This window comes from Imperialibacter sp. (assembly GCF_040222385.1).
Taxonomy (GTDB): domain Bacteria; phylum Bacteroidota; class Bacteroidia; order Cytophagales; family Cyclobacteriaceae; genus Imperialibacter.
Window position 1 is genome coordinate 69,013 of the sequence record NZ_JAVKDF010000059.1, and the last position, 26,071, is coordinate 95,083.

Consider the following 26,071-nt stretch of genomic DNA (forward strand, 5'->3'; position numbering starts at 1 on the left):
CATGGAAGATTTCGCAAAAGAGTACCTCTACAATCCCACCGTCGGGAAACTGGTGACAGTGTTTATCGGCATTGCAGTTATTTGGGCCATTACTCAATTCATTGGAAAAACGTTTTCCGGAAAAATTGAAGACACTAAAATAAGGTACAAATCAAAAAAGGCGATTTCGTTTTTTGGGTACTTTCTGGTAGTAGTGCTGATAACGGTCGTTTTTAGCGATAAGCTGGGCGGGTTTACGGTGGCGCTCGGCGTGGCCGGTGCAGGCATAGCATTTGCACTACAGGAAGTGATAGCCAGTGTTGCAGGGTGGATGGCCATTGTCTTCGGTGGTTTTTACAAAACCGGAGACCGGGTACAACTGGGAGGCATAAAGGGGGATGTCATTGATATTGGTGTTTTGCGGACTACGCTGATGGAAATAGGCCAGTGGGTAAACGGAGACCTCTACAATGGTCGAATAGTGAGAATTGCCAACAGCTTTGTCTTCAAAGAACCGGTTTTTAACTACTCCACCGACTTTCCCTTTCTTTGGGACGAGATCAAACTGCCCGTTCAGTTTGGCAGCGACTATCAACAAATGAAAAATATGCTTAACAAAGTGGCAGCCGACATCGTGGGAAATTATACATCAACAGCCCATCAGGAATGGGCCGGAATGGTGAAAAAGTACATGATAGAAGATGCTTCCACAGAGCCAACGGTTACCCTTGCTGCTAACGATAACTGGGTGGAGTTTACTCTTCGCTATGCCGTGGACTACAAAAAAAGGAGAAGCACCAAGGATCTGCTTTTCACAAGAATTCTGGATGAAGTCGACAAAAGTAATGGAAAGATAAAGTTTGCTTCAGCCACCTTCCAGCTGGTAGAAGGTTCGCATATAAGAGTGGCGCTGGACAAATAGCATACCATGCGATCAGCGGTATTCACCTGTGATAGCACAAAAGGACAGGTTTAAAACAGCGTGTGCCAGTGGTTCAACCGATATTGCTATCTTTCGGATTCGGCCTACGCCAACAGGTGCCGATTGATTAGGTTCAACTAACCACCTAAGCCTACTTATGTTTACCTTGTTCTACTACTGCTTTATCAAGCCGGTTTCTCTATTGCCCTCCTGGCTGCTCTACGGCATTTCCGACTCCCTTTCGTTTATCCTGTTCTATGGCGGCCTCTATCGAAAGTCGGTTGTTGTCAAACAACTAACGGCCTCGTTCCCGGAAAAGTCGCCGGACGAAGTGCTGGAAATTACCCGGAAGTTCTATTCTCACTTTTGTGACCTGATGGTAGAATCTTTGATGATTTTCAGTATTTCCAGAGAGGAGGCCATTCGAAGGTGCAGGATTACCGGTGAGCAGGTGTTTACTGAGCTGTTTGCTGAGAACAAGAACATCATCATTGCCGGCGGCCACTACAACAACTGGGAAATGCTGGCTGTGGCCATCGACGAGCAAATTCCACATCAGGCCATGGCCTTGTATGCGCCTCTTGCCAACAAGGGCTTCGACAAACTAATGAAAGACTCTCGTGGCAAATATGGTCTGCAACTGTACCCAAAGAAACGGTTCTGGGAGATTTTTGAGGCGAAGGATGGGCCTCTTTTTGCTGCCGTTTTTGGTGCCGACCAATTCCCAACAAAAAGTAAGAACGTGTTCTGGACCACTTTCCTCAACCAGGAAACCTGCGTGGCTTTCGGAACCGAAAAATATGCAGTAGAGCAGGACTGTGCAGTCGTCTTTGGCAGAATCATCAAAACCAAGCGAGGTTGTTACGAAATGGACTTTGAATTGATTACCAAGGACGCTACTAAAGAACCCTTTGGCGCTATTACAAAAAAGCACGTGGCACTTTTGGAAGCAGACATCAAAAAACATCCAGAGTTTTGGCTATGGACGCACAGAAGGTGGAAGAGGAGCCGACCTGCCGACCAGCCAATTCACTAAGTACTCCGTTGATTTTGACCGGTGGAGTGCAAAAGTTCAAAGGTCTTTTTACATTCGGCTTGGTCAACCAATTAATACAGCCTCATAGCTTATGAAAAAACTACTCTACCTGACTATCGTTATCATCTGCTTTGGCAACGCCACTGCCCAGGAAAAGGAAAGTGAAAAAACAACGGGGCCGATCCCCGAAGGTGAAGTGGCCACCACCAAACAAACGGTAAAAATTAATGGCACCTCCATCGAGCTTACTGCCAAAGCTGGTACTGTTCAGCTCCGAGACGAGAACAATGAGCCTATTGCGCTATTTGGCTTTACGAGCTACGTAAAGGAAGGTGCTCCGTCTACCAGACCCATCGTTTTCTCCTACAATGGCGGGCCTGGCTCTTCCTCTTTCTGGTTGCACATGGGCGTAATGGGCCCGAAACGCATTGTTGTGAACGATCCAAACTTCAATAATGCCGCACCTTATCAGCTAGTGAATAACGATTACTCCATTCTGGATATAGCCGACCTGGTAATGATTGATCCGGTGGGCACTGGGCTAAGCGTGCCGGTAGGCAAGGCCAAGTTCGAAGACTTCTGGGGTGTGGATCAGGATATTCGCAGCATCAGTCTTTTCATCACGCAGTACCTGATCGACAACAGCCGCATGAACTCGCCAAAGTTCCTGTTGGGAGAGAGTTATGGCACCTTCAGAAACGCCGGAGTGATGAACAGCCTGCTGGATCAGGGCATTGCGATGAATGGTGTGATCATGGTGTCCGCAGTGTTCGACCTGAGAACACTGCTGTTTCCTCCGAACGACGACCTTCCTTATATCGTGCACTTCCCAACGTACGCCGCAACGGCCTGGTACCACAACAAAGTGACCAACAAACCAGCCACCGTGGAAGCTTACATGGCCACAGTGCGAAAATTTACTGAAGAAGAATACACGCCAGCTCTTTTTAAAGGAGACCAGCTTTCAGCATCAGAGAAATCGGCCATGGCGGCAAAGCTAAGCGCACTTTCAGGTGTTTCCGCAGACTATTGGTTTAAAGCCGATCTCCGGGTTCAGGCCGATGAGTTTTTTCAGGAACTGCTTAGAGACGAAGGAAATACTGTCGGGCGCCTCGACTCCAGGTACAAAGGCATCAGCCAGGATGGCATCGGCCAGTTTGCTGACTACGACCCGCAAAGTGCTGCCATCTCACCCGCCTATATCCAGGGCTTTCTCCACTACTTCCACAACGACCTGAAGGTGAATAAAAAACTGACCTACACGGTAACAGCGGGAAGAAGAGATGGCTTCAAATGGGACTGGAAGCACAAAGGCAACTTTGCCTGGGGAGCAACGGCTGCCATCAATACCGGGATTGACATGGCCGAAGCCATGAGCAAAGCGCCCAATATGAAAGTGTTGATCCTCAACGGCTACTACGATATTGCCACTGTCTTTTATGGTGTGGAACACAGCATCAACCACCTTGGGCTGACAAAAGAAGTGAAGGACAATATTATCATGAAGTATTACGAGGCAGGCCATATGATGTATACCCACCAACCTTCGTTGGAGAAGTTCAAGAAAGATGTCGGGTCGTTCATTACTGAAAATGCCAACTAGGAGTCGATCACCGAAAGCTCCACCCATTAAGGTGGCGCATTTGTTTCGCCCACTCGACGAGGCCTTGATGAAGCTGCTGGCCTCATTGAATGACGATGACTGGCAAAAGCCAACGCCTGCAAGGCACTGGAACGTGAAGGATGTCGCTGCCCATTTGCTGGACGGTAATCTTAGAACTTTGTCTATCCAACGTGATGGCTACTTTGGCGAAGCACCTCCTCCGATAAAAGCCTATGAAGACCTTGTCGGCTGGCTCAACCAGCTCAATGCCGACTGGGTAAGGGCCAGTAAAAGGCTGAGTCCGGGTGTTCTTCAATTACTCCATCAGGCGACCGGAGCACCTACCTGTGCTTATTATGAGTCGCTGAACCCATGGGCCGAAGCCATTTTCGCTGTGGACTGGGCAGGTGAATCAAAAAGTTACAACTGGATGCACCTGGCCAGGGAGTATACCGAAAAATGGCATCACCAGCAGCAGATAAGGGAAGCTGTGGGGCAGCCAGGTATAATGACCAGAGCGTTTTTCTTTCCGCTGATGGCTACCTATTTCATGGCCTTGCCACATACATTCAGAAACATAACAGCGCCTGAAGGTACGCTGGTCACTGCTGCGGTAAGCGGCCAGCTGGGTGGAGCATGGCATTTGGAAAGGCAAAATGCTAACTGGGCGCTGGTTGACAAGTCCGGGCGGGTGGCAGATGCAGTTGTGGAAATAGCCCCCGAACTAGCCTGGAAGCTGTTTTCGAAAAACATCAGGCCCGATGACGTCAAAGACCGGCTTAAAGTAGAGGGTGATAAACTTCTGGCAGCTCAGGTACTCCAAATGGTGTCAGTAATGGCATGAAGCAAATGAGCCAAACTCCCCCCAAAGTCGGCGCTATTCTTCCCATCATTGTGTTAGCTCAATTTGCCTGTACGTCGTTGTGGTTTGCGGGCAACGCTGTTTCCAGGGATCTCGTGGCTACCTACCAGCTAGGCGACGGCACGCTAGGACACTTAACAAGCGCCGTGCAGTTGGGCTTCATTACCGGCACACTGGTGTTTGCGCTCCTCGGTATCTCGGATCGTTTCTCCCCTTCCAGGGTCTTTATGGTCTGTGCGCTGCTGGGCGCAACAGCCAACCTATTGGTGCTTTTACCCAATCAGGGGCTTACTTCTTTGTTGATCATTAGGTTCGGAACGGGCTTTTTTCTGGCTGGCATTTACCCTGTGGGGATGAAAATCGCTTCAGATTATCATGAAAAAGGGCTTGGGAAAGCGCTGGGCTTTCTCGTTGGCGCTCTGGTACTTGGCACAGCCTTCCCTCATTTAATCAAGAGCATTGGGCAGGGGCTTAGCTGGCAAATCGTTTTTATCTGCACTTCAACCATTTCCGCCCTGGGAGGCATTTTCTTGTTTCTCACTGTACCTGACGGGCCATTCAGAAAGCCCAGCAGTAAAATCGATCTCGGTGTTTCTCTTATGGTGTTCAAAAAAAATGACTTCCGACAGGCTGCTTTCGGCTATTTTGGCCATATGTGGGAGCTCTATGCCTTCTGGGCCTTTGTTCCTGTTGTGCTTATGCTCTATCAGGAAGGGCATCCATTGATCCAATTGAATACTTCCTTGTTCTCGTTTATCATCATTGGAGCAGGTGCCTTTTCTTGTATTGCAGGTGGCTATCTTTCAGCAGCAAGAGGAAGTGGGTTTGTTGCCAGAGTGGCACTGACTATTTCCGGGTTGTGCTGCGCTTTGTCTCCATTTGGTTACCAACTACCCTTTGGTCTTTTTATAGTATTTCTGCTTGTTTGGGGCACTTCGGTTATTGCCGATTCGCCACAGTTCTCAACGCTGGTTGCTCAGTCGGCACCGAAAGAGAATACGGGCACAGCCCTTACAATTATTAACTGCATAGGCTTTTCCATCACCATTGTAAGCATAGAAGTGGTGCAGTGGCTCATGCATCATGGTTCGCCCAACTTAGCCCTCCTGGCCCTTGCCCCAGGCCCTTTTTTAGGCGTATTGGCTACTGTCAGGAAGAGTTAGCCATATTCAATAAAATAGGTCACCGCCTTTTCTAATTGGTACTATCCGCCTAAATTATAAATCGTAACCGTGGGCCAACCTACAGGCCATTGAGCATTATTATGAAAGATCGATTTTCTGACAAAGCCAGCGGCTATGCCGCCTTCAGACCCAAGTACCCTGAGACTCTTTTCAATCATCTCTACACACATACAAAGACGTTCGACGCTGCCTGGGATGCCGGCACTGGCAATGGGCAGGTGGCAGCAGTGTTGGCAGGTAAATTTAACAGGGTGTACGCCACCGATATTAGCATAAAACAACTGATGAAGGTGCCGAATATGGCGAATCTAAGCAGTTTTGTGGCAGATGAAGCAGCTCCACAAATTTCAGACGCCTCCATCGATTTGATCACGGTAGCGCAGGCCATTCACTGGTTTCAGGTAGATAAATTCTGTGATGAGGTAAGCAGAGTGGCCAAACCTGGGGCTTTGCTAGCCACCTGGGGCTATGGCCTGATACAGCTCCCCTCCGCCTATCAGCCAGCGGTTGATCGTTTCTACAGCAAGGTAGTTGGGCCTTACTGGGATCCTGAAAGAAAGCACATCGACAATAGGTATGCCGACATTTCTATCCCTTTTAAGGAGCTGAAGCCCTCCGAACACTTTGAGATGACCTACAAATGGAATGCAGAAAGCTTAGAGGGATACCTCAACACCTGGTCGTCGGTGGGCAACCACGTGAAAGAAAAAGGCGAAAATCCAGTGCCCCGGCTTATCAGTGAATTAACAAGCAAGGGTTTGCCAGCAGCATTCGAAGTGATGTTCCCACTTTTTACTCGCCTTTTCAGGGTTTAAAGTGGGTTGATGGTGTAAATAAACTTCAGCTGAATGATGTGGTCGGTAAAATAAAACTGCTCAGCCTTCAATGTTCTACCCCATTGCAGCATGTACCAGGCATCTACTCTTATGGCCGGAGAAAGACTATTACTTACTCCGAAATAGAGCCGCTCTGTGTTGAAGAACTGATCGCTCAAATGACCGGAGTTGGTGGTCAAAAAAGGCTCGTATTGAAGTGCCAGTTGAGCACTTTTACCATTCTCGTCTCTTTCCTTCAAAGGATAGCTTAGCCCCAACCGGTAACGAAGTCGCAGGTTTTGGTAGTTGTCGGCACCTTTCTGATAAAACATCCTTTCTTCAGCTCTGAAATAGTGCTGCAAGTCCACTTTCCAAAACAAATAATGTGTGTATTGCAAACCAGCCCAATACCGGATTTCATTTCTCGGCTCCAGGTCATGGTCTTTTAGCCTGAACCACCCAACACCTCCGAGCACCGTTACCTTCTTAGAGATAGTATGACTGATACCTGGCCTCAAAACAGTTTGCTTCCAGCCTATGTCGTTGAGCCTGGTTCGATAGTACACATCGCTAGAAAATCGGGTTTTGGTAGAAAGGTTATAATTGACCGTGGGGTCTATCCAAAGTTGAAAGTTGGTGTTACTCTGCAACGACTGCGCACTAACATACTGCAGATTCACCAGCAAGAGAGCGCCGAAAAGGAAAAATCGCATCAAACGACAAATTTAATGCAATTAGGCAAATAGAAGTGACTATTTTAACAGCCTTCTCAAAAATACATTTCGTCTATAGAAACCTCTAGAGTTCGTAACTATCATCTACCGATCAGCGATGAAGGGAAAACAACCAGGCTTTCATTCCCATCCTTGCCAACGGCCGCCACTCCGAACAAGTAGTTGTCAATAACAAATCCCTCCAGGGTAAATTCATTCACTTTACCAACAAACCGGCTATGTTCCCATTGTGGAACAGTGGTGTCCCTCCAATAAATCTTGTAGCCGGCCAGGTTCGGGCTGTCTACTGTAGACCAGGCTAGTCTGGTAGCAGGCTGCATTGTACCACCTATTTTCACTTCAACGGGTGCTTTGGGTGCCCAGGCCAAACTGGCAAGGTTAATCGCATTGACAGCAGTCAGCTTGGCAGCGTAGGCGAAGTTCACTCCTTCCACCACATCGCCGTAAGGAATGCCATTCTCAACCCTGATGTCCTGATGCTGGCGTGGGTAGTATTCGTGGGCTTCCATGATCCTTATACCGGCATAGCCCACATCATTAAAAGGCCGATGATGCCCACCTCGCCCAAACCTGTCCAGGCGATAAACCATCATTGGGTTCATCTCAGGCATGTAAGTGGAAACGGTCTTGTGTACATATCGAGCAAGCTGGCGACTGATACCATCCACCTCTCCGCCATAAAAACGACGACTTCCTCTTTCTTCATCGGTTTCTGTCACAGGCGTTGGCTCAGAGAAGATCCTGAATGTGCGGTTATCAATCACTCCATCTACCCCTTCGATGTTGCCTATCATGTCGTTGTTCATCACGCCAATGATATCCCAGCCTTGCTCTTTGGCCATTTCGGCCATGTAGGTGCCCCCCACAAGGCCCTGCTCCTCACCTGAAAGGCCTACATAGATGATACTATTCGGAAACTTATACTTGCTGAGCACCCTGGCCGCCTCAATAGCCCCTGCCATGCCCGAAGCATTGTCGTTCGCTCCCGGGGCGTCTATTTTTCCATCCATCACATCCGTTGCTCTGGAATCGATATCGGCCGACATGATGATGTAGCTGTTGGGGTTCACTGTCCCTTTTTGAATAGCAATGACATTGGTAACGACAGTTGGCTCCTTGATGCGGGCAAACTTGTCAGCAGGCACCATGTTGTGCTGATACGTGACTGCAAGGCAGCCTCCGCAATCTTTGGATATCTTATCGAACTCAGCTTTTATCCATCTCCTGGCAGCCCCAATGCCCCTTGTAGCCGAAACTGTATCTGAAAGAGTGCTTCTGGTGCCAAACCCTGCCAAAGTCCTGACGTCTTTTTCTATTCTTGCGGAAGAAACGGCCTTTGCGATGTCATACATGCGCAGGTCTTGTGCAGGTGGCACTTGTGCGGGCTGGGCGTTGGTAACCTGTGCGACCACGACAAAAGCAATAGCAATAAGAAGATAGTAAAGCTTAAATTTCATAGTGTTCCGATTGATCAGGTCAGGAAGGTAAGAAAAACTATATTGGGGTTCGGGCAAAAATCTATGGACAGGGGTATAACGATTACTAGTGGCTGAGCCATCTATATTTACCGCTTCCGCTTCCAAAAAAAGATTGCTTTTTACCTCTACAAACGTATCCGAATACCCAGGCTTGCACCCAACCCATAGGGCCGTACATTCACAGGTGTAGCCAACCGTTCGCCCATGTAAAGCGAATAATTGAAGGTGGGTTGAAGAAAGAAGGTCGCCCTGGGCTTCCACGGGTACTCGGCCCTGTAAAACAGATTGGCAAAAGAATAGTATCCGGCAGATCTCTCTTGACTCACAAGCTGATCGAAGGTGATATTCCTCTTCAGCCCCTTGTGCATTTCTGCGCTTACACCCACCCATTGCCTTATTTTGCCATCATTTAGCCTAAACTGTACGCCAACCAATAGGCCCAGGTTCAGTATATCAACTGACATATTAAGGGTGTCACTCGTGTAAACCGGAGTCAGGCTATAGCTGTCAGCCTTTGTCGAAACAATGACAGAATCGACTTTTCCAACAATCAGGTTAGCCTCCTGATTCCGACTATACATCATCACCCCGGTTTGTATGTGTATCTTTCGGTTAATCGCATACTCTACGCCCACCTCACCTCTCACTCCAAGCCTTTCAAGCGAAAATCCGGGTACCGGCTGCACGTTAGTAATCAAGATTTCATCCGTGGTGTTTACCTCAAAAATATTGTAACTAAAGAAGGGCATCGCTTCCGCATAAACAGACCATCTTCTTTCTCGCTCCGGCTTCACCAAAACAGGCTGGTCTTCTTTTGTTGAACTGGCATATGGAATAAACCGGAAATCCAGGGTTGGCGGAAACAGCGAACCAGATGCCCACTGTTTTGGCGCTGGAAACAGGGAAAAGTTAACCCGTTCTCTACTTATACTATTTTCACCTCCCGCAACATTCGGTTCTCCAGTCTTAATCACTACCGTTACATTTCGAGCAACTTCTTTGGTCTCCTCTCCACCCGACGTTTCCTTTTCATCACTCCTATCGGTAATCGGGGCACCAGAGCGGCTGGAACCATCGATACTACCTTCGACCTCCTTACCCACATTGTCCAACGCCTCGTCCTGGCCCGTTTCTCCTTCAACTTTCATCTCCTTCGACGCCTCTTCTGCCCCCTTTCCAGCAACTTGCTTCGCCTTCTCCCCTGCGATTTGACTTTCTTGCAGGCCAACTTCCTCCGGACCAGTAACAGCTGACACCGGCGTTTCCTGCATCCACCAGTAGCCTGCTCCAACAGTGAGCAACAGCGCCAACGAAGCGGCAGCAGCGTACTGATAGAACATCCGGCGCCTGGCATTAGCCACGCCCCCCACTATTTTGTCAAAGGAGCTGTTGTCCGGATCCAGTTCAAACCCCGATAGTCTGTCTCCTATTAGCTTATCTAACTCATCGTTATGCATAATTGGTCAGGCTTTTAATTCCTCTTTTTTCTAACAGAATCCGAAGCATCGCCTTTGCCCTGCTCAGCTGCGATTTGGACGTATTCTCCGAGATCCCAAGTTTGTCGGCAATTTCAGGATGCGTATATCCCTCTACCACATAGAGATTGAACACCATTTTATATCCTGGCGGTAGGGTATTCACCAGCCCCACCAGCGCCTCATTGTCCATTTGCTGTACCAGCAATTTGTAGTCGGCGCCTTCTGTCTCTTCTATCTCATCGAGGTTCGTATCGTACTTGTGCCTTTTAGTCTTGTGAAAGTGGTTGATGGCTGTCGTCACCGTTACCTGTTTCACCCAGGCCGGCAACGCTACCACATCTTTTACCCCTTTTAGCTTTAGAAAGATCTTCACGAAAGCATCCTGGAAAATGTCCTTTGCCTCCTCCTGATCGACTGCATAACGGACGCACACTCCCATTACCTGCCTTTTAAAGTGGTGATAGAAGGCCTCCTGTGCCTTCCTGTCATGCTTGATACACTTTTGTACTATGTCTTGCGTCACCAGGCTTTTTACAGTGAAAGGCCAGAAGTGTACACTCCCAGCCTTTGTGCTATCAATTGTTTTATTCCTCTAGTTTTCTCTCTGTATTAATACAGTTGCCTCACTGCAAGTGTCGGATCCACTGCACAGCTTATAGCTCAAACTATCCAGCTGCTCAAGGGAAGAGAAGTCACTATACACCAGATGGTTGTTCTGATCGATCACGGCGGAACCATGCTGAGGCTCCATTACTATGACAGGCAGGAGATCTTCACTACACAGCTGGTCGTTAAAAAGAATCTCAAATATGGCTTGGTCGGCGTCAACATCGAGCGTGTCGGAAATGTAAAAATGATCGTCCCTTGCTGTGATGAAACACGCACTTTTTGTCACATACACTTCGGCTGAGTAGCATTGATTATTCGTATCACAAACCGTATAGGTGAATTTATCCTCGCCAATAAAATCGTTATCAAAAAGCTCGTAGGTAACAATTCCGCTGTCCAATTGAAGGACAGCAGCGGCGCCAAACTCTGGTTGCTGCGTAATGTTGAACGACTTAATCTTGGTCGGATCGCATATGGTGTCGTTCTCAAACACACTAATTACCAATGTGCCGGTGGTCGCCTGCGTAAACACAATGTGGTCATCACCCAGAGTGATATCACTATTACACGGGCCCGCTACATCGCCTAATTCCAGATAAACCAAGCCCCATGCGCAAACCGGGCTGCTTCCCGAAGAACAAACTTTGTAAATAACAGTGTCGACTTTCGAAGTAATAGATGGCTGCTTAGTAAACGTAAAACCTCTTTCGCTGACACTGATAGTACCATATTTAGGTAGCTGAAGAATGGATATCGGAGCGCTTGGCAATGAAAGCGCAGAACATATGTAGTCGTTGCTTAGCACGTCAATTTCAACAGGGCTTTCCGTTCTGATCATACGATAGTCGTCGGCAGCAATAATGGTGCAGGGCAGGCCGAGTGAATCCTGAGCATTGCTTACTGACTTCACCTCAAAATTGATGGTATCGAGGCGTTGCGTTGATCTGCCGCTAAAGGTAGTTTTGAATACTGCTTTGTCTGCGCCGGTAGATGAGAAATTGGGAACATACCTGAATAGCTGCCCTCCTAAAGACTCGAGTTTACCGGACGACGGTCCCAGGGTAATTTGTGACGTAGCATCGGACGTAGGGTTTACAATGTCAGTCAGTGAAAAAACGATAGCACCGCCAGACAATGTAACCAGGTCGGTAGAAGCGGAGGCATCAGGCTCAGGCAATGAGTCGGTTTCAAGCACGTCGCACCCATTGATAAAAGCCAGCCCAAGTAAAAAAATCGAAGCGTGTATTTTCATTCCTTTCATAATTGATATTTGATGTTGACTATCCGGAGGACAAGCCAGCTTTGAAAAGGGTTGCGTAGCCCCATAACAAAATCAGGTATTTTAGCCCCATTAAAAAAACAGCTGTGGTAACTAAGCCCAATAACACTCAGGCAAATCAATCTATTTTCCTATTTTTCAGGGCTTGTACAAAAACACCTGCTTAACACCTATTGCATGAAGACCAATCGCTACCTGCTTGTAAGTTCTGTTGTGGCTGCCCTCGGTGGCCTTTTGTTTGGATTTGACACCGTTGTGATCTCTGGCGCCGACCAGCAGCTCCAGGCGCTTTGGGGCACTTCTGATCTTTTCCACGGCTCCGTAGTCATGTCGATGGCCTTGTGGGGCACCGTTATAGGTGCATTATTTGGTGGCTACCCAACCGACAAATTTGGAAGAAAAAAAACCTTGTTCTGGATAGGTGTTTTATACTTTGTATCGGCGATGGGATCTGCCTTCGCCTGGGATCCCTGGTCATTCGCTATTTTCAGGCTCATAGGTGGTTTGGGTATAGGTATTTCCACAGTAGCAGCTCCTGCTTACATTTCGGAAATAGCACCTGCCGACCAGCGTGGCAAACTGGTGGCTTTGTATCAGTTTAATATTGTCTTTGGTATCCTTCTGGCTTTCGTTTCCAACTATTTGCTAAAAGACATCGGCGAAAACGCCTGGCGCTGGATGGTAGGCATGGAAGCGCTCCCCGCCTTCATCTACCTGGCATCCACTTTTTCTCTGCCCGAAAGCCCTAGATGGTTATATGTGCACAAAGGTGATAGGGACTCAGCCGTGGCCATCTTGAAAAAAATTGGGACAGACGAAAAGGAGCTGGTAATGGCCACAAAGGACGAGGCTGCACAGCATGCAAGCGAGTCTATTTTTCAAGGCAAGTACAGGTTTCCTCTGATGCTCGCATTCTTCATCGCTTTCTTCAACCAAATGTCGGGGATCAATGCCTTCCTCTACTATGCCCCAAGGATATTTGAAGCAGCAGGCCTTGGTGCCAGCTCTGCACTTTTAAGCAGTATTGGGATCGGTATCACCAATATGGTCTTTACGTTGCTCGGCCTGTATCTCATAGACAAAGTGGGACGGAAGGTACTTATGTATATTTGCTCTTTTGGCTATATTATCTCTTTGAGTCTGGTAGGTATAGCATTTTACCAACAATGGGAAGGCATGGCCGTTCCCATCTTCCTGTTCCTTTTCATTGCTTCCCACGCTATAGGTCAGGGCACCGTTATCTGGGTATTTATCTCGGAGGTATTCCCTACCCATTTGCGGGCTTTTGGTCAGTCGTTTGGCAGCTCCACCCACTGGGTGCTGGCAGCACTGGTGACCTTGTTTATGCCGGCCTTACTAAGCGGCTTCAGCAGCCCGGGCATGGTATTCTTTATTTTTGCCTTTATGATGGTGCTGCAGCTTGTGTTTGTGATTTTCATGATGCCAGAAACGAAAGGGCGATCGTTGGAGGAAATTCAGCAGGACTTTGGAATAACAAAATAGTCATTTGATATGATGGCTTCCAATGTCCAAATTGCGTAATGGATTTCCTGTTCATCGTGGGCATTGCGCAGGCGTTCTTTTTTGCTCTGCTTTTGGGTAGAAAAAAAGACAAGTCTGTCGCTGACAAGATTCTACTCGTTTGGCTAATTTTTATCGGACTTCACCTTCTGGGCTTCTATTGGGACTACTCTGGCTTTGCCAGCAAACATCCTCATCTCCTTGGCTTCAGCTGGTTTATGCCCATAGCAGAAGGGCCTTTTTTGTGGATTTACGCTGCTGCCCTGCTTTCTGGTGCCAAGCGATTCAATCCCTGGTGGTTGATCCATTTTGTGCCATTTGTATTTCTGAATGTCTCTATCTATGATTTTTACCTAAGTCCTCCTGAGGAGAAAGCTCAATTTGCCGCTACCTTGTGGCAAAACCCACCATGGCAGGCAGTGCTTGGTAATTTTCTCACACTGTATTCAGGCCCCGTCTACGTCGTTTTTCTCCTTGTTCGACTGAAACGGTTCAGAAGTGGCCTCAGGGACTTCTTCTCCTCCACTGAGAGGATTAACCTACTATGGCTGCAGCGGCTTTCCTGGGGCCTTGGTGGCATCTGGGCCGTGGTGCTGGGGACCTACGCCTACTGCCAAATTGCAGACGCTCGTTTACCTGACAATAACAACTACTACATTTTTATTACCGTAAGCTTATTTGTGCTTTTTCTAGGCTACCATGGTTTGAAGTATGAAAACATTCTTGTGAATTATACCTCACCAGGCAAGTACAGAGAAGAGGCTGTCGCAGTAGAGAGGTATAAAAAGTCGGGGCTCAAATCCGACGATGAGAAGGCGTTGCTTGACGAAATAAAAATGCTGCTGGCGAAACAAAAGCTGTACCTGGAACAAAACCTGACGTTGGATGATCTTGCGAAGGCACTTGACAAACCACGGCATTATATTTCACAAGCGATAGGTAGTGAGGAAGGCCTGACTTTCTACTCACTTGTCAATCAGCTACGGGTGGAAGCGGCAAAAGAAAAGCTTGTTTCCGAAGACTTCGCCCATTTCAGTTTGCTGGGTATTGGCCTTGACAGCGGTTTCAATTCCAAGGCATCCTTCAATCGGGTTTTTAAAGAATATGCAGGCATCAGCCCAAGTGAACATCGGGAACGCCATCAAAAGATTCATCAACATTAGGTCTCATCCTACCGGATGAGGCGATACTGCCTTTGAAAAGGACTTATTTGGCACAAAAAACTCATGAATAAAAAGACCAAAACCATCATCTGGGCAGTACTGGTATTCCTTGCCATCAGCATTGCAGGCTATGCTTTTTCATATTTAAGCTTTACCCCTGACACAGGTTTCCCTGCTCAAAAACCCGAGGTGCTGAGAACAAGCTTTTTCTGGCTCCTGGCCTTTTACATGCACATCAGCTTTGGAGGCATTGCCCTCCTTACAGGAGTTTTTCAGTTCTCTGAAAAGTTGAGAAAAAGAGTGGTGCTGCATCGCACATTGGGTAAGATCTACCTGGTAAGCATTCTCCTTGGCGGAGTGGCTGGGTTTATGCTTTCCCTCTTTGCTGAGGGGGGAATCATCGCTAAAGTGGGGTTCAATCTTTTGGCTATCACCTGGCTGCTTACCTCCTGGCTGGCCTACAGCAGTATCCGAAATCGAGACGTGGAGGCCCACCGGCGCTGGATGATCAGAAGCTATGCTGCCTGCTGCGCCGCTATTTCACTCAGACTTATTTTGCCTTTCGAACTGGCGGCTTTGCACATGGATTTTACCACAGCCTACCAGATTGTGGCCTGGGCCTGCTGGGTACCGAATATGATATTGGCAGAAATGTATATCAGGAGTCAAAAGCAGGTGCAATTCGCCTGACGGGAACCTCAGCACCTGTTGATTAATCATCAAATCCCCTGCGGGAGCTAGAAGTGCATAGTATGGGAGAACTCCGTAACTCTGCCACGGAGCGAAGGAAGGCAGTTGGTTGCTTATAAAAAAGCAAAAGGTCCAAGCCTAACCCGGCCGGGCGAGACGCATTGAACCAGTTTTGCTTTTTTATTTAGCCAAACAGTAACTTCTACCTGCCATATGGGACAGCCAGTTTGGCTAAGCGTCAGTAATTTTTGCTGGAGTTGCATTTGGATGAATGTCCAAAATTAAATCATAATCTACACCCCTGGTTCTCAATTTATCATACCAGGCCAGGATATCGGACGGATAGGCAACCAGGTCATCACCTCGCCTGGCTACCGTTTTCCCTACGATAAATGCGTCAAAGTCTTGGCGAAGTGCGTCTGGTATCTCAAAAAAATACACTTGTCTTTTCGCTTTAACTAAGCCAGCCACTTTAAGAAAAACGTCATAACTAACCATGGCCATCAAAATTTAAATACCAGAGTCCCCTGCGGGAGACGCTGATGGAATTTGACACTAATAAGCCCTTACTGCCACACCTCTCATGAAATTGATGAAGGCCCGATTCACCACTCTGTTGCCGCCGGCCGTTGGATAGTCGCCTGTGAAATACCAGTCGCCAGAGTGGCCTGGGATGGCCTTATGCAGGTTGGGCACAGTCTGGTACAACACCTCTACTTCTGCTTTCAGCGTTTTCGGCTTCACAATCGCAGAAATCTTTTCAGAAATCTGATCGTCAGTAAAAGGATCGTACAACTCTTTTACAAAGTTGGGAGCCTCTTTGTTGTCGGCGTGCATCACGCACTTTTCGTACACCTCGTCCAGCAAGTGCTCCTTGCCATGGTCTTCCAATAGCTTCAACACTGCCCTGAAAGCGATGAAGTCCTTCATCTTGCTCATGTCGATGCCATAACAATCTGGAAAACGGATTTGAGGGGCAGAAGACACCACCACAATTTTCTTTGGCTCCAGTCTGTCGAGCAAAGTCAAAATGCTTTTCTCAAGCGTGGTGCCTCTCACGATACTGTCGTCGATCACCACCAGCGTATCTACCTTTTTCTTTACCACCTCATAGGTAGTATCATAAACGTTCGCTACAAGATCATCACGGTGCTGGTCGTCGGTAATAAAAGTACGCAGCTTGGCATCTTTGATCACCAGCTTTTCCACCCGGGGTCTGAACGACAGAATCTCTTCCAGCTTCCTGGGGTCAGTGATCTTCTCTTTCAAAATCACTTTCTTCCTTTGCTTGATGAGGTATTTCTCCATGCCCGCCATCAGCCCAAGAAAAGCCGTTTCGGCAGTATTGGGAATATAACTGAAGACTGTGTTTTGCAAATCGTGGTCAATGGCTTTTAATACCTGAGGTACCAACAGCTCGCCCAGCATTTTTCTTTCCTGATAGATATCGGGATCGGAGCCACGGCTAAAGTAGATGCGCTCAAATGAACAGGACTTCTTGGGTAATTTCTTAATGAACTTCTCTTCCCTGTAAGTCCCATCCTTCTCGATAATCAGCGCACAGCCGGGTTCTATCTCCTTGATATCTGAATAATTGATACCAAAAGCCGTTTTGATGGCAGGCTTCTCTGAGGCTACCACCACCACTTCGTCGTCGGCATAGTAGTAGGCGGGCCTGATGCCGGCAGGATCCCTGGCCACAAAAGCCGAGCCATGACCAATGAGGCCTGCCATGGCATAGCCACCGTCAAAGTCTTTGCATGAGCGCTTCAATACCCTCTTCAGGTCAAGCTTCTCTTCTATGATATCAGTAATTTCCTGGTTGCTGAAATCGTCTTTGTATTTATCAAAAAGCAGCTGATTTTCTTCATCAAGGAAATGGCCCATTTTCTCCATTACCGTTACCGTGTCGGTCTTCTCCTTGGGGTGCTGCCCAAGCTCGATCAGCTTTTTAAAAAGCTCATCCACATTGGTCATATTGAAATTACCGGCCACCACCAGGTTGCGGCTTCTCCAGTTATTCTGGCGCAAAAATGGGTGACACTTTTCTATACTATTGACGCCGTGCGTGCCATACCTCAGGTGTCCCAACCAAAGCTCACCTGTAAATCCATAGTTCTTTTTCAGCCATTCAGCATCGAAGTATTTCTCTCCGCCCTCTCTCTCGGCCTTCTTGTACTTCTTCATCACCTTGTCGAAAATCAGAGAAACAGCCTGATTTTCGATAGACCGGTATCGACTGATATACCTGTAGCCGGGCTCAATATTTATTTTGATATTGGCTACCCCGGCACCATCCTGCCCTCTGTTGTGCTGCTTTTCCATCAGCAGGTAGAGCTTGCTGGCTCCGTAGGCCGGCGACTGGTACTTATCAATATAATATTGAAGGGGTTTTCTGAGCCTGATGAGCGCTATACCGCACTCGTGTTTAATTTGATCACTCATAATTGGGTTACCGGGAAGGGTATTTGCTGAATTACTTGGATTAAACTGTCAGGCTTTAAAAAAAAGAACACCAGCATAAAAACAAGAAGGCAAGCCGTCATGATCTGGCCTGCCGTAAGTGTTTCCATTTCGGAAGTGTCTTTTTCCTCCACCTTCAAAAACATGAAGTAGGGTATCTTTAAGTAATAAAATAGTGCAACCACAGTGTTTCCTGCTGCTATCAGGAGAACAATTAACAACAAACTCCCCGAAGAAGTTTGCCATTCGTTCCAAAGTGATGAAAAAATGTAAAGCTTTCCGGTAAACCCAGCCAGCGGGGGAAAGCCCACCAGCGACATCATGGCGACCAGAAATGCGACGGCAAGGAAAGAATGTTTTTTACCAAGACCCTTGTAGTCATTGAAAGAGAACTTTTGCTCCCTTTCCATATGATCTACCAGATAAAAGGCCAAGTAATTCATAAAGAGATAAATGAAGATGTAAAAGTAAAAACTTGTTACCGCAAATCCATCATTTATAGCAATTGGTAATACTAAAAATCCTGCCTGAGCTATCGACGAATACGCCAGCATCCGTCGCACGTTGCTCTGGTTCAATGCCGCCATATTGCCAAAAACAATAGAAACGGAGGCCATAAAAATCAAAAACTGACTGTAACTGCTAACCGCCGAAAAGCCTTCTGTGAGCCTTAGAAGCACAATCAGGCCGCCGATTTTAGGCACTACAGAAAAAATGGCCGCTACAGGCACGGGAGCGGTTTGGTAAATATCCGGCGTCCAAAGGTGCATGGGAAACAGAGCGATCTTGAAGAAAATGCCCATCAACAGGAGTACTATCGAAAACAAGGCCAGTGGTTCGTTGGCTTGTTGTAGCTGTGTGAAAAAAGCTTCTGTAGTAAATGCCAGTGACCCGGTGAGGCCATATAGCAAGGAGATGCCATACAACATCAGGCCGCTGGCGAATGCCCCAAATAACAAATACTTGATCCCTGCCTCAAAGTTGAGTTTTTTGAACCCAAACACCGTAAGAATATAACCGCTGATCGAGGTAAGTTCAAGCCCCAGGTATACTGAAAGCAGCGTGGTGCTGCTCACCATAAGCATGCCACCCAATGCAAGCGAAAGAAGCATATAGTAGTATTCGGTTCGAAGCTGCAGGCCGGTTCCAAAAAGAAGGGTGAGCGCCAGGGCAAGAAGAATAATGGCTTTGGAAAACAATGCATGCCGGTCGGCTGTCAGCTGCCCGGAAAACAGCAAGCCTCCATCAGGCATTTGCACCCATAAAGGCAAAATGAGCCACAGCGCTACGAATGCAAAAAGCATCGAAAGCACCAGCAACAATAACGGCCGCTTGCCCGATGTGATCAGGTCAACTATAAGAAGTAGTATTATTCCAGCACCGATTGCTAACTCAGGCCCCACCTGATTGAGGCTTCCCAGGGCTTCCAGCAACTGAAACGATAGGCCTTCCTTGTGCATAGTTAGCTGCCTTCTGAATTAAGTGACTGGATGATGGTATTTCCATTTTCGAAAACCAGCTCTTTTAGCTGGTTAATGCTTCCGTTCATTAAGTCGAGAAGGAAATGAGGAAAAACACCAAGCAAAAGCACGATAAAAATCAATGGTAGGAACATCAGCCACTCCCGATTGGTAAGTTCGGTCAGCATATCTTTCCAGGCCACCTCCCTAAGCGCTAACCTGCCGTAGAACATGCGCTGCAAGGTCCAGAGGTAATACGCAGCGGAAAGCACCAGGCCAAAGGTAGCCAGCACGGCCATCCATTGTGGTACCTGCCCATTGATTGATGAGGACTGAAATGCTCCAAGGAAAACCAGCAACTCGCCAATAAAACCGGAAAGGCCGGGTAGACCCAGAGAGGCGAAGAAGAAGAAGACAGTAACAGCTGTAAAATAGGGCATTTTCTCTGCCAGGCCGCTATAGTTCTCAATCATTCTATCGTGCGTACGGTCGTAGAGCACTCCAGCAATCAGGAAGAGTGCCGCTGAAATGAACCCGTGGCTCACCATTTGAAATACAGCACCAGCATATCCTTCAGTGGTACCGGCGGCGATCCCCAGCAGCACGAAACCCATATGGGAAACAGAAGAGTAAGCGATCAACTTTTTTAAATCGGACTGGGCCATGGCATTGAATCCCCCGTAGATAATGGCTATCACCCCTAAGAAACCTACCCACCAGGAGTAGTCCAGCGCCGCTTCCGGAAAAATGGGATAGGCTATCCTCAATAACCCATAGCCTCCAATCTTCAGCAAGATGCCCGCCAGCACAACCGACACAGGCGTAGGTGCTTCCACGTGGGCATCAGGTAACCACGTGTGAAAAGGAACGGCTGGTAGCTTGATAATGAAGCCAACGAAAAGGAATAAGAACGCCAGCGATCGAATAGATACGCCTCCCCACTCCTTGAGGTAGCTTGGATCCAAAATGCTTCCTGCAATAAAGTTGGCGGGGTCGCTCATATGCAGAAGATTGAAAGTCCTGACCAGCCTGCCATCAGCCAATATTTCGGTGGGATCGGAAACAGATATATAGAGACCTATCATCGCCACGAGGATTAGCACTGAGCCAACCAGGGTATACAGGAAGAATTTTATTGACGCATATTCTCTTCTGACACCTCCCCAAATACCGATCAGGAAGTACATGGGCAGGAGCATGAATTCAAAGAAAATGTAGAAGAGGAAAAAGTCGAGGGCCACAAAGCAACCGATAATGGAGCTGCTCAACAGCAGGTACAACGCAAAATAGCCTTTCACCTGTTTGGTGATCGACCACGAGCTGATCATGCCTATTACCAAAATGAGTGTGGACATCCACAGCAGCGGCACACTCAGTCCATCAACTCCGAGCAGGTAGTCGATAGACAACACGCCCCAGCTTCCCAAGTCCATAGTGATCCAATCTGCTTTTTCCACAAATTGAAAGCTTTCAATGGAATAGCTTCCGCTGCTTTCTGGAAATTGGTAAAACTGAAACAGCAGGATACTGCTGCCTGCCAGCTGCAATAGCACCGCTCCCAATGATACCCATCGAATGGCAGTGGCTTGCCTGTCTTTCATCAGTAACACTATCAGCGCTCCTGCAACAGGTGTCCATATAATTAGCGATAACAGATAGTTCATCATTGGCTTACTTAATCAAGATCCAGGTAACGACCAACAAGGTGAAAAATAATGACCACGCAATGTATTTCTGCACCGCACCGCCCTGGAAGGATCGTGCAATGTTACCAAAAAATTCAGTGATTCGAACCGTTAGCAGTACCAGGCCATCCACCACTTTCTTATCAAACCACCCTACTACTACCGAGGCTACCACCATCAAAACACCTGTCAAATTGACCAGGGGATCAATCAACCGCCGATCAGCCCAGGATGACGCTTTCGTTAGTTGGTTGAAAGAATAGACAACCGTTTGGTCATACAGCTCGTTGAGGTACCAATTATTAAAAGACAACTCACTCCAAAAACCAGGCTTCGTTGTCGTTTCTTCAAGTTCTGCAATAGCCTGATGCTCATCTTCGTCGTACATCACGTACCCCAGGCCGACGCCCGTGAGAGAAGCCAATATCGAAATAATAGCTATTGTCTTATGCGGAATCTCGTTGGTAGTCTCAAGATAAAGGCCAGAAATGGTGGAACGGCCACTGGCTACCAGGTCCATCAGCCAACTGCCTTGTCCGAAGGGGTTCCAGTTGAACCAAATCCAAAGACTGCCTCCCGCCAATACCATTAAAGGAATGGTGATCAGTTTGCCATTTTCCGTCAGGCCGCTCTTCTCGCCTAATCCTGGTGTTTTATTGCTTCCGAAAAAAACCAGCATGACCAGCCGACTCATATAAAAGGCCGTTAGGAACGCACTGAACAGCGCAAGTATTGGCACCAACCATCTTACCCCACCCTCGGCTGAGGCCCATGAAAAGGCTTTTGTAATAATCGCATCCTTTGACAGAAAACCCGAGAACATAGGAATGCCCGAAATGGCCAATGCCAGTAAAAGGAAAACCAGAAAGGTGGTAGGCATATATTTTTTGATACCCCCCATCAGCCGCATGTCCTGCGCATCGAAGTGGGCGTGGGTTTCATGAGCAAAACGGTGCATAGCATGGATAATACTGCCTGCGGCGAGAAAAAGTCCTGCCTTGAATGCTGCATGAGTGGCCAAATGGAAGAGGCCTTCCTCTCTCCCACCAACCCCGAGCGCCAGCACCATGAACCCTAGTTGTGAGATGGTGGAGAAAGCCAGTACCTTCTTGATGTCATATTGAGAAATGGCTGCCACAGCACCCATCACAGCAGTGATGGCACCAATGAAAGCCACTATAAACAGAGCAGGTGGTGTAAAGAGGAAAAATACCCTTGCGACAAAGTAAATCCCCGCCGCCACCATGGTAGCAGCGTGAATGAGAGCAGACACTGGTGTGGGGCCTTCCATAGCGTCTGGCAGCCACACCTGCAAAGGAAACTGAGCAGACTTGCCTACCGCCCCGCCTAAGAGGCAAATGGAAATCACCGTGAACATAAACGGTGACGAGGTGATCAACTCACCATTTCTTTCAAAATTAAAGACCTCTCCTTTCCATTGCACCGCATCCACCATCGTCTGTAGCTCACTGATGCTTAGTGTTCTAAAAATGGCATAGATCAAACAGATACCTATCAGAAAACCAAGATCGCCTACCCGGTTGACAAGAAAAGCCTTAAAGGAAGCAAGGGCGGCCGACTCCTTTTTGTACCAAAACCCAATGAGGAAGTATGAAGAAGTGCCCACCAACTCCCAAAAACAAAAAATCAATAGTAAACTGTCGGACAACACTATACCCAGCATGGAAAAGGTAAACAAACCAAGACAGGCGAAATACCTGTTTTTCCCCGGGTCATCCTTCATGTATTCCAGCGAGTACACATGCACGAGCAAAGACACCGTGTTGACAATGACCAGCAAGAGCTGTGTAATACCTGAAAGAGCCAGCGAAAACGAGAATTCGGTAGTCCCCACCTTCCACCATGAAAGAGAGAGCAACGACTCGGGAACACCAAAGTTGATGCCGAAAATAAGCCACGACAAAAGGGTGCTAACCGCAAGGAGTGAAGTGGAAAATTTTCCCAGGCCACTCTTTCTTTTTCGCCACAACACCAGCCCTATTACAAATGAAAGCAAAGGTAGCAGCCACAAGACAGCTATGGCACTCCAAATCCATATGTTGGTAGGTTGCTGTTCCATCTATTCTTCCACCAGGCTGCTTATTTCGTCGAGATTAGTCGTATGATATGTTCTGTAAAGCTTCAATATAATTGCCAGCGCCAACGCCGTTTCGGCAGCGGCAATAGTAATCACCACGAGGGCAAAAAACTGACCATCGAGCCTTTCAGGGTACAAGGCGTTGAAATAGACAAAGTTGATATTGGCAGCGTTGAACACAAGCTCCACTCCTATCAGTACGGCAATCACATTCTGTCGGGTGAGCACCAGGGCCACACCAGCCGAGAAAACGAAGGCGGATAGTAAAATGTAAATAGAGTTACCCATGCCCCTCCTCTTTGAACCGTGCGATTGTGGCGGCACCCACCAGCGCCACAAGCAGTAATACTCCTACAATTTCGAACAGAATGAAATAATCTGTGAGGATGGCCATTCCCAGGCGCTGTATGGCATGAGGTGCCGCAACGATTTCCGTAGTTTGAAACCCTTGTGTAAGGTACACGATACTAGCGAAAAGTGCTACAGAAAATAATACCCCCAACACTGTTCGGTTAAGCTGAGTTAGTATCGGCTGACCAGCTACCCTATTGGTGAGCATGATACCGAAAACAAGTAGAATCAATACGCCCCCAATATAAATCATCAGCTGCGTGACTGCCACGAAATCGGCTTGCGCCAAAACAAAGAGCCCCGCTACACCCAAAAATGTTAGTACCAAAAGAAATGCGGCATAAAGCAGGTTTCTTGTAACAAGAATCCCCAGCACAGAAAGCACTACGAGTGCCGCAAAAATATAGTGAATAACACCTGTGTCCATCAGTCGTCTTTTTTCGGTTTCATGATGGGCTTGGGCCTGAACACAGGTTTTTTAGTTTCCTCCGTCTTCTTCTCTTCCTCGCCCTCCTGAGGCTCAGGTTTCTTCATCACAGGTTTCATGACCGGTATTTTTGGCTTCATCACTGGCTTCTGGGCTGTATTTGGCGAAGTCTCCCCGCTGGTATTCTTTGGTGTCGCCTTTTCTTCCTCCTCAGCACTCTTTGGTATTGCGGGCTTCATCACAGGCATCTTCGGCCTGAAAACCGGTTTTTTTGGCGACTCTGAGGAAGCTTGTGGTGATTCGCTGCCTCCAGCGTCTGAGTCTTTTTTGGGCATCTGCGGCTTAATCGCAGGCATTTTTGGCCTAAAGACTGGCTTGGCTGAAGCGGCTGCTACTGATGTTTCGGCAGTGCTGGCCTCTTTCGGCTGTCCCTGCTGCTTAGCCAGCTGCATTTCCTCAAAAGCCTTTTTCTTCTCAAGAATCTCCAGCGGGGTCATTTCAGCAAAAGCAAAATTGTGCTCTTTTACTGAAAAGGTACTGAAATCATACTCGCTGGTCATGGTGAGACACTCAGTGGGGCATACTGTGGTGCAGAGTCCGCAGAAGCAACACTTGGCCATGTCGATATCGAACTTAGCAGCGTAAATGCGTTTGGAGGTGCCGTCCGAGGTCTTTCCTATTTCCTCCACTGCCCGCACTGGTTCAATGTCTATGCAATTGACCGGGCAAATTTTGGCACACTTGTCACACACAATACAGTCGTCAATTTCATTGTGGAGCTTGTATCTTCCATTATCGGGCACGGGCAGCTTTTCCTTTGGGTACTGCAAGGTCACCAGCCCTTCTCCCTCCCTGAAGTAATTGTCTTTAGCCACGGAGCCCAACGCCCACTTTCCCGTCGATTTTTTCAGATGTCGGATAGAAAGTTGCAACCCTTCCAGCAAGGTCTGGGTGCTGGTTTTTATATCCGACCAATAAGTATTTTTTTCGTCTCTCATGCGATCATCCATAATCTCCAGATTCCACATAACAAAAGCAAGAGGATAGACGCTGGGGTGAGGTATTTCCAGCTCAGGTTCATGAGTTGGTCGATACGCAAACGGGGGTAGGTCCACCTGATCCACATGTGCATAAACATACCAATAAGGGCTTTCGACAATAGCCAAAACACTCCCCAAATATAGCTCATGAAGGAGCCTGGAGCCCCTGTTGTCCAGTCTGCCAGCTTCACCACGCCCATATTGGGTAGTGGCGTATTCCATGCCCCAAAGAACAAAATAGCTGCCAGCATACTCACCAGCATCATCATACCATATTCTGCCAGCATAAAAAAGGCCCACCTGAATCCCGAATACTCTGTGTGATAACCAGCGATCAATTCTGATTCTGCTTCCGGCAGGTCAAAAGGTGCCCGATTGCATTCTGCCAGCGAGGCAATAAAGAAAATGACAAATACCGGTATGAGCAACGGTGCCTGCACAATGTTCCAGGCAAAAACACCTCCCCATTGAGTCACATCTATCGACTTCACCACGCCGAACAAATAAACCGCATTGGGTGACTGAAGGCCCTGCGACAGGGAGATTTCCTGTAGATCGAGCGACTGTGTGATCATGACAACACACAGTACTGAGAGGCCCAGCGGCACTTCATAGGAAATAATTTGAGCGACCGACCGAAGTGCTCCAAACAAAGAAAACTTGCTGTTGGACCCCCAGCCTGCCATCAAAATACCAAGAACATCGAGTGATATGATAGCCAGCAGGTAGAAAACGCCAATTTCAAGGCCTGCTCCATCCCAGGCTCCACTGAGGGGTATCACTGCAAAGCCAGAAAATACAGCGGTAAATATGATGACAGGTGCCAGCTTGAAGAGCTTCCAGTCGGCGGCGGCTGGCACTATATCCTCTTTTTGGATGAGCTTAACGATGTCAGCCGTGGTCTGCAATATGCCAAACTTGCCGGTTTCCATGGGCCCCATTCTGTCCTGAATAAAGGCAGAAATCTTCCGTTCCGCATAAATGCCAAGCACAGCGTTGGTGAGAATGAGCGGTAAAAAGAAGAGAAAAGTGGTCATAGGGTGCTGGTTTCTCCGGTTATGCGAATATAAGATGAACAGATGAGTAATCCTTATGAATCAAAGATGGGTTGGCTAAATCTGCAGTCTTGGCACATGTTCGGACTGCGCAGCTGTTTTATCATGAAAACGATATCCTTTTGGTGTCTCTCAAAGA

General features: G+C 47.8%; 23 protein-coding genes. 9 read left to right on the forward strand and 14 right to left on the reverse strand.

From position 1 onward, the window contains the following. Window position 1: 1 nt before the first annotated feature. The 6 genes from RIG68_RS27790 to RIG68_RS27815 all read left to right on the forward strand — a co-directional run bounded on the left by RIG68_RS27790 (window position 2) and on the right by RIG68_RS27815 (window position 6,401). Window positions 2-901 (forward strand): mechanosensitive ion channel family protein, encoded by a 900-nt coding sequence (locus tag RIG68_RS27790; RefSeq protein ID WP_350130163.1) that lies wholly within the window; start codon window positions 2-4, stop codon window positions 899-901. Window positions 902-1,058: 157 nt separating this feature from the next. Continuing rightward, the gene (locus tag RIG68_RS27795) at window positions 1,059-1,937 is read left to right on the forward strand and encodes a lysophospholipid acyltransferase family protein (protein ID WP_350130165.1); all 879 of its coding nucleotides are present in this window, start codon (window positions 1,059-1,061) and stop codon (window positions 1,935-1,937) included. A gap of 91 nt (window positions 1,938-2,028) precedes the next feature. After that, window positions 2,029-3,540 carry a S10 family peptidase gene (locus tag RIG68_RS27800; RefSeq protein WP_350130166.1) on the forward strand — a complete coding sequence of 504 codons (1,512 nt, stop codon included), beginning with the start codon at window positions 2,029-2,031 and terminating at the stop codon, window positions 3,538-3,540. Further along, window positions 3,530-4,384, forward strand: coding sequence for a maleylpyruvate isomerase N-terminal domain-containing protein (locus RIG68_RS27805; RefSeq protein WP_350130168.1), 855 nt, complete (start codon window positions 3,530-3,532; stop codon window positions 4,382-4,384). Before RIG68_RS27800 ends, RIG68_RS27805 begins: the two co-directional genes overlap by 11 nt. Window positions 4,385-4,389: 5 nt before the next feature. After that, window positions 4,390-5,565 (forward strand): MFS transporter, encoded by a 1,176-nt coding sequence (locus RIG68_RS27810; RefSeq protein WP_350130170.1) that lies wholly within the window; start codon window positions 4,390-4,392, stop codon window positions 5,563-5,565. Between the two features lie 101 nt (window positions 5,566-5,666). After that, window positions 5,667-6,401, forward strand: coding sequence for a class I SAM-dependent methyltransferase (locus RIG68_RS27815; protein WP_350130172.1), 735 nt, complete (start codon window positions 5,667-5,669; stop codon window positions 6,399-6,401). On the opposite strand, the gene RIG68_RS27820 is transcribed toward RIG68_RS27815, so the two are convergent. From RIG68_RS27820 to RIG68_RS27840, 5 genes are all read right to left on the reverse strand, one after another. Then, a complete protein-coding gene (locus RIG68_RS27820; RefSeq protein WP_350130174.1) occupies window positions 6,398-7,114 on the reverse strand; it encodes a DUF2490 domain-containing protein in 717 nt (238 codons plus the stop codon). The two genes, RIG68_RS27815 and RIG68_RS27820, sit on opposite strands and share 4 nt — an antisense overlap. A gap of 101 nt (window positions 7,115-7,215) precedes the next feature. Beyond that, the gene (locus RIG68_RS27825; protein ID WP_350130176.1) at window positions 7,216-8,592 is read right to left on the reverse strand and encodes a M20/M25/M40 family metallo-hydrolase; all 1,377 of its coding nucleotides are present in this window, start codon (window positions 8,590-8,592) and stop codon (window positions 7,216-7,218) included. Between the two features lie 146 nt (window positions 8,593-8,738). Further along, the gene (locus RIG68_RS27830) at window positions 8,739-10,070 is read right to left on the reverse strand and encodes a hypothetical protein (protein WP_350130178.1); all 1,332 of its coding nucleotides are present in this window, start codon (window positions 10,068-10,070) and stop codon (window positions 8,739-8,741) included. After that, window positions 10,063-10,614, reverse strand: a complete 552-nt coding sequence (locus RIG68_RS27835; protein ID WP_350130180.1) for an RNA polymerase sigma factor — start codon at window positions 10,612-10,614, stop codon at window positions 10,063-10,065. The genes RIG68_RS27830 and RIG68_RS27835 overlap by 8 nt, the downstream gene beginning before the upstream one ends. 69 nt (window positions 10,615-10,683) lie before the next feature. After that, window positions 10,684-11,952 (reverse strand): Ig-like domain-containing protein, encoded by a 1,269-nt coding sequence (locus tag RIG68_RS27840; protein ID WP_350130181.1) that lies wholly within the window; start codon window positions 11,950-11,952, stop codon window positions 10,684-10,686. A 186-nt stretch (window positions 11,953-12,138) separates the two neighbouring features. On the opposite strand from RIG68_RS27840, the gene RIG68_RS27845 reads away from it, so the two are divergent. The 3 genes from RIG68_RS27845 to RIG68_RS27855 all read left to right on the forward strand — a co-directional run bounded on the left by RIG68_RS27845 (window position 12,139) and on the right by RIG68_RS27855 (window position 15,353). Next, on the forward strand, window positions 12,139-13,482 hold the full coding sequence (locus RIG68_RS27845; RefSeq protein ID WP_350130336.1) for a sugar porter family MFS transporter: 1,344 nt from the start codon (window positions 12,139-12,141) through the stop codon (window positions 13,480-13,482). A gap of 38 nt (window positions 13,483-13,520) precedes the next feature. After that, window positions 13,521-14,663, forward strand: a complete 1,143-nt coding sequence (locus RIG68_RS27850) for a helix-turn-helix domain-containing protein (protein ID WP_350130183.1) — start codon at window positions 13,521-13,523, stop codon at window positions 14,661-14,663. A 63-nt stretch (window positions 14,664-14,726) separates the two neighbouring features. Then, window positions 14,727-15,353 (forward strand): DUF2306 domain-containing protein, encoded by a 627-nt coding sequence (locus RIG68_RS27855; protein WP_350130185.1) that lies wholly within the window; start codon window positions 14,727-14,729, stop codon window positions 15,351-15,353. A gap of 231 nt (window positions 15,354-15,584) precedes the next feature. Here the strand turns inward: RIG68_RS27855 and RIG68_RS27860 are convergent, their stop codons facing one another. From RIG68_RS27860 to RIG68_RS27900, 9 genes are read right to left on the reverse strand one after another with little or no spacing between them, the layout of a single operon-like run. Then, complete coding sequence (locus RIG68_RS27860) at window positions 15,585-15,851, reverse strand: hypothetical protein (RefSeq protein WP_350122895.1); 267 nt, start codon at window positions 15,849-15,851, stop codon at window positions 15,585-15,587. Between the two features lie 57 nt (window positions 15,852-15,908). After that, window positions 15,909-17,798, reverse strand: a complete 1,890-nt coding sequence (locus tag RIG68_RS27865; protein ID WP_350130187.1) for an amidophosphoribosyltransferase — start codon at window positions 17,796-17,798, stop codon at window positions 15,909-15,911. Further along, window positions 17,795-19,276 carry an NADH-quinone oxidoreductase subunit N gene (locus RIG68_RS27870; protein ID WP_350130189.1) on the reverse strand — a complete coding sequence of 494 codons (1,482 nt, stop codon included), beginning with the start codon at window positions 19,274-19,276 and terminating at the stop codon, window positions 17,795-17,797. Before RIG68_RS27870 ends, RIG68_RS27865 begins: the two co-directional genes overlap by 4 nt. A gap of 2 nt (window positions 19,277-19,278) precedes the next feature. Then, entirely contained in the window at window positions 19,279-20,940 is a 1,662-nt protein-coding gene (locus tag RIG68_RS27875) for a complex I subunit 4 family protein (protein ID WP_350130191.1), read from the reverse strand. A 7-nt stretch (window positions 20,941-20,947) separates the two neighbouring features. Next, window positions 20,948-23,041: an NADH-quinone oxidoreductase subunit L gene (nuoL, locus tag RIG68_RS27880; protein WP_350130193.1), complete on the reverse strand. Its 2,094-nt coding sequence runs from the start codon at window positions 23,039-23,041 to the stop codon at window positions 20,948-20,950. Further along, window positions 23,042-23,347, reverse strand: coding sequence for an NADH-quinone oxidoreductase subunit NuoK (gene nuoK / locus RIG68_RS27885; protein WP_350091648.1), 306 nt, complete (start codon window positions 23,345-23,347; stop codon window positions 23,042-23,044). It lies immediately after the preceding gene. Further along, the gene (locus tag RIG68_RS27890; RefSeq protein WP_350130195.1) at window positions 23,340-23,837 is read right to left on the reverse strand and encodes an NADH-quinone oxidoreductase subunit J family protein; all 498 of its coding nucleotides are present in this window, start codon (window positions 23,835-23,837) and stop codon (window positions 23,340-23,342) included. Before RIG68_RS27890 ends, nuoK begins: the two co-directional genes overlap by 8 nt. Further along, entirely contained in the window at window positions 23,837-24,835 is a 999-nt protein-coding gene (locus RIG68_RS27895) for a 4Fe-4S dicluster domain-containing protein (RefSeq protein ID WP_350130197.1), read from the reverse strand. The genes RIG68_RS27890 and RIG68_RS27895 overlap by 1 nt, the downstream gene beginning before the upstream one ends. After that, window positions 24,832-25,914: a complex I subunit 1/NuoH family protein gene (locus RIG68_RS27900; RefSeq protein WP_350130199.1), complete on the reverse strand. Its 1,083-nt coding sequence runs from the start codon at window positions 25,912-25,914 to the stop codon at window positions 24,832-24,834. The genes RIG68_RS27895 and RIG68_RS27900 overlap by 4 nt, the downstream gene beginning before the upstream one ends. Window positions 25,915-26,071: the final 157 nt, after the last annotated feature.

What these genes read in the sequence shown, in the direction of transcription:
- RIG68_RS27790 (WP_350130163.1), top strand. Translation starts at nt 2, where the DNA reads ATGGAAGATTTCGCAAAAGAGTACCTCTACAATCCCACCGTCGGGAAA.
- RIG68_RS27795 (WP_350130165.1), top strand. Translation starts at nt 1,059, where the DNA reads ATGTTTACCTTGTTCTACTACTGCTTTATCAAGCCGGTTTCTCTATTG.
- RIG68_RS27800 (WP_350130166.1), top strand. Translation starts at nt 2,029, where the DNA reads ATGAAAAAACTACTCTACCTGACTATCGTTATCATCTGCTTTGGCAAC.
- RIG68_RS27805 (WP_350130168.1), top strand. Translation starts at nt 3,530, where the DNA reads ATGCCAACTAGGAGTCGATCACCGAAAGCTCCACCCATTAAGGTGGCG.
- RIG68_RS27810 (WP_350130170.1), top strand. Translation starts at nt 4,390, where the DNA reads ATGAGCCAAACTCCCCCCAAAGTCGGCGCTATTCTTCCCATCATTGTG.
- RIG68_RS27815 (WP_350130172.1), top strand. Translation starts at nt 5,667, where the DNA reads ATGAAAGATCGATTTTCTGACAAAGCCAGCGGCTATGCCGCCTTCAGA.
- RIG68_RS27820 (WP_350130174.1), bottom strand. Translation starts at nt 7,114, where the DNA reads ATGCGATTTTTCCTTTTCGGCGCTCTCTTGCTGGTGAATCTGCAGTAT.
- RIG68_RS27825 (WP_350130176.1), bottom strand. Translation starts at nt 8,592, where the DNA reads ATGAAATTTAAGCTTTACTATCTTCTTATTGCTATTGCTTTTGTCGTG.
- RIG68_RS27830 (WP_350130178.1), bottom strand. Translation starts at nt 10,070, where the DNA reads ATGCATAACGATGAGTTAGATAAGCTAATAGGAGACAGACTATCGGGG.
- RIG68_RS27840 (WP_350130181.1), bottom strand. Translation starts at nt 11,952, where the DNA reads ATGAAAATACACGCTTCGATTTTTTTACTTGGGCTGGCTTTTATCAAT.
- RIG68_RS27850 (WP_350130183.1), top strand. Translation starts at nt 13,521, where the DNA reads ATGGATTTCCTGTTCATCGTGGGCATTGCGCAGGCGTTCTTTTTTGCT.
- RIG68_RS27855 (WP_350130185.1), top strand. Translation starts at nt 14,727, where the DNA reads ATGAATAAAAAGACCAAAACCATCATCTGGGCAGTACTGGTATTCCTT.
- RIG68_RS27860 (WP_350122895.1), bottom strand. Translation starts at nt 15,851, where the DNA reads ATGGTTAGTTATGACGTTTTTCTTAAAGTGGCTGGCTTAGTTAAAGCG.
- RIG68_RS27865 (WP_350130187.1), bottom strand. Translation starts at nt 17,798, where the DNA reads ATGAGTGATCAAATTAAACACGAGTGCGGTATAGCGCTCATCAGGCTC.
- RIG68_RS27870 (WP_350130189.1), bottom strand. Translation starts at nt 19,276, where the DNA reads ATGCACAAGGAAGGCCTATCGTTTCAGTTGCTGGAAGCCCTGGGAAGC.
- RIG68_RS27875 (WP_350130191.1), bottom strand. Translation starts at nt 20,940, where the DNA reads ATGAACTATCTGTTATCGCTAATTATATGGACACCTGTTGCAGGAGCG.
- nuoL (WP_350130193.1), bottom strand. Translation starts at nt 23,041, where the DNA reads ATGGAACAGCAACCTACCAACATATGGATTTGGAGTGCCATAGCTGTC.
- nuoK (WP_350091648.1), bottom strand. Translation starts at nt 23,347, where the DNA reads ATGGGTAACTCTATTTACATTTTACTATCCGCCTTCGTTTTCTCGGCT.
- RIG68_RS27890 (WP_350130195.1), bottom strand. Translation starts at nt 23,837, where the DNA reads ATGGACACAGGTGTTATTCACTATATTTTTGCGGCACTCGTAGTGCTT.
- RIG68_RS27895 (WP_350130197.1), bottom strand. Translation starts at nt 24,835, where the DNA reads ATGAGAGACGAAAAAAATACTTATTGGTCGGATATAAAAACCAGCACC.
- RIG68_RS27900 (WP_350130199.1), bottom strand. Translation starts at nt 25,914, where the DNA reads ATGACCACTTTTCTCTTCTTTTTACCGCTCATTCTCACCAACGCTGTG.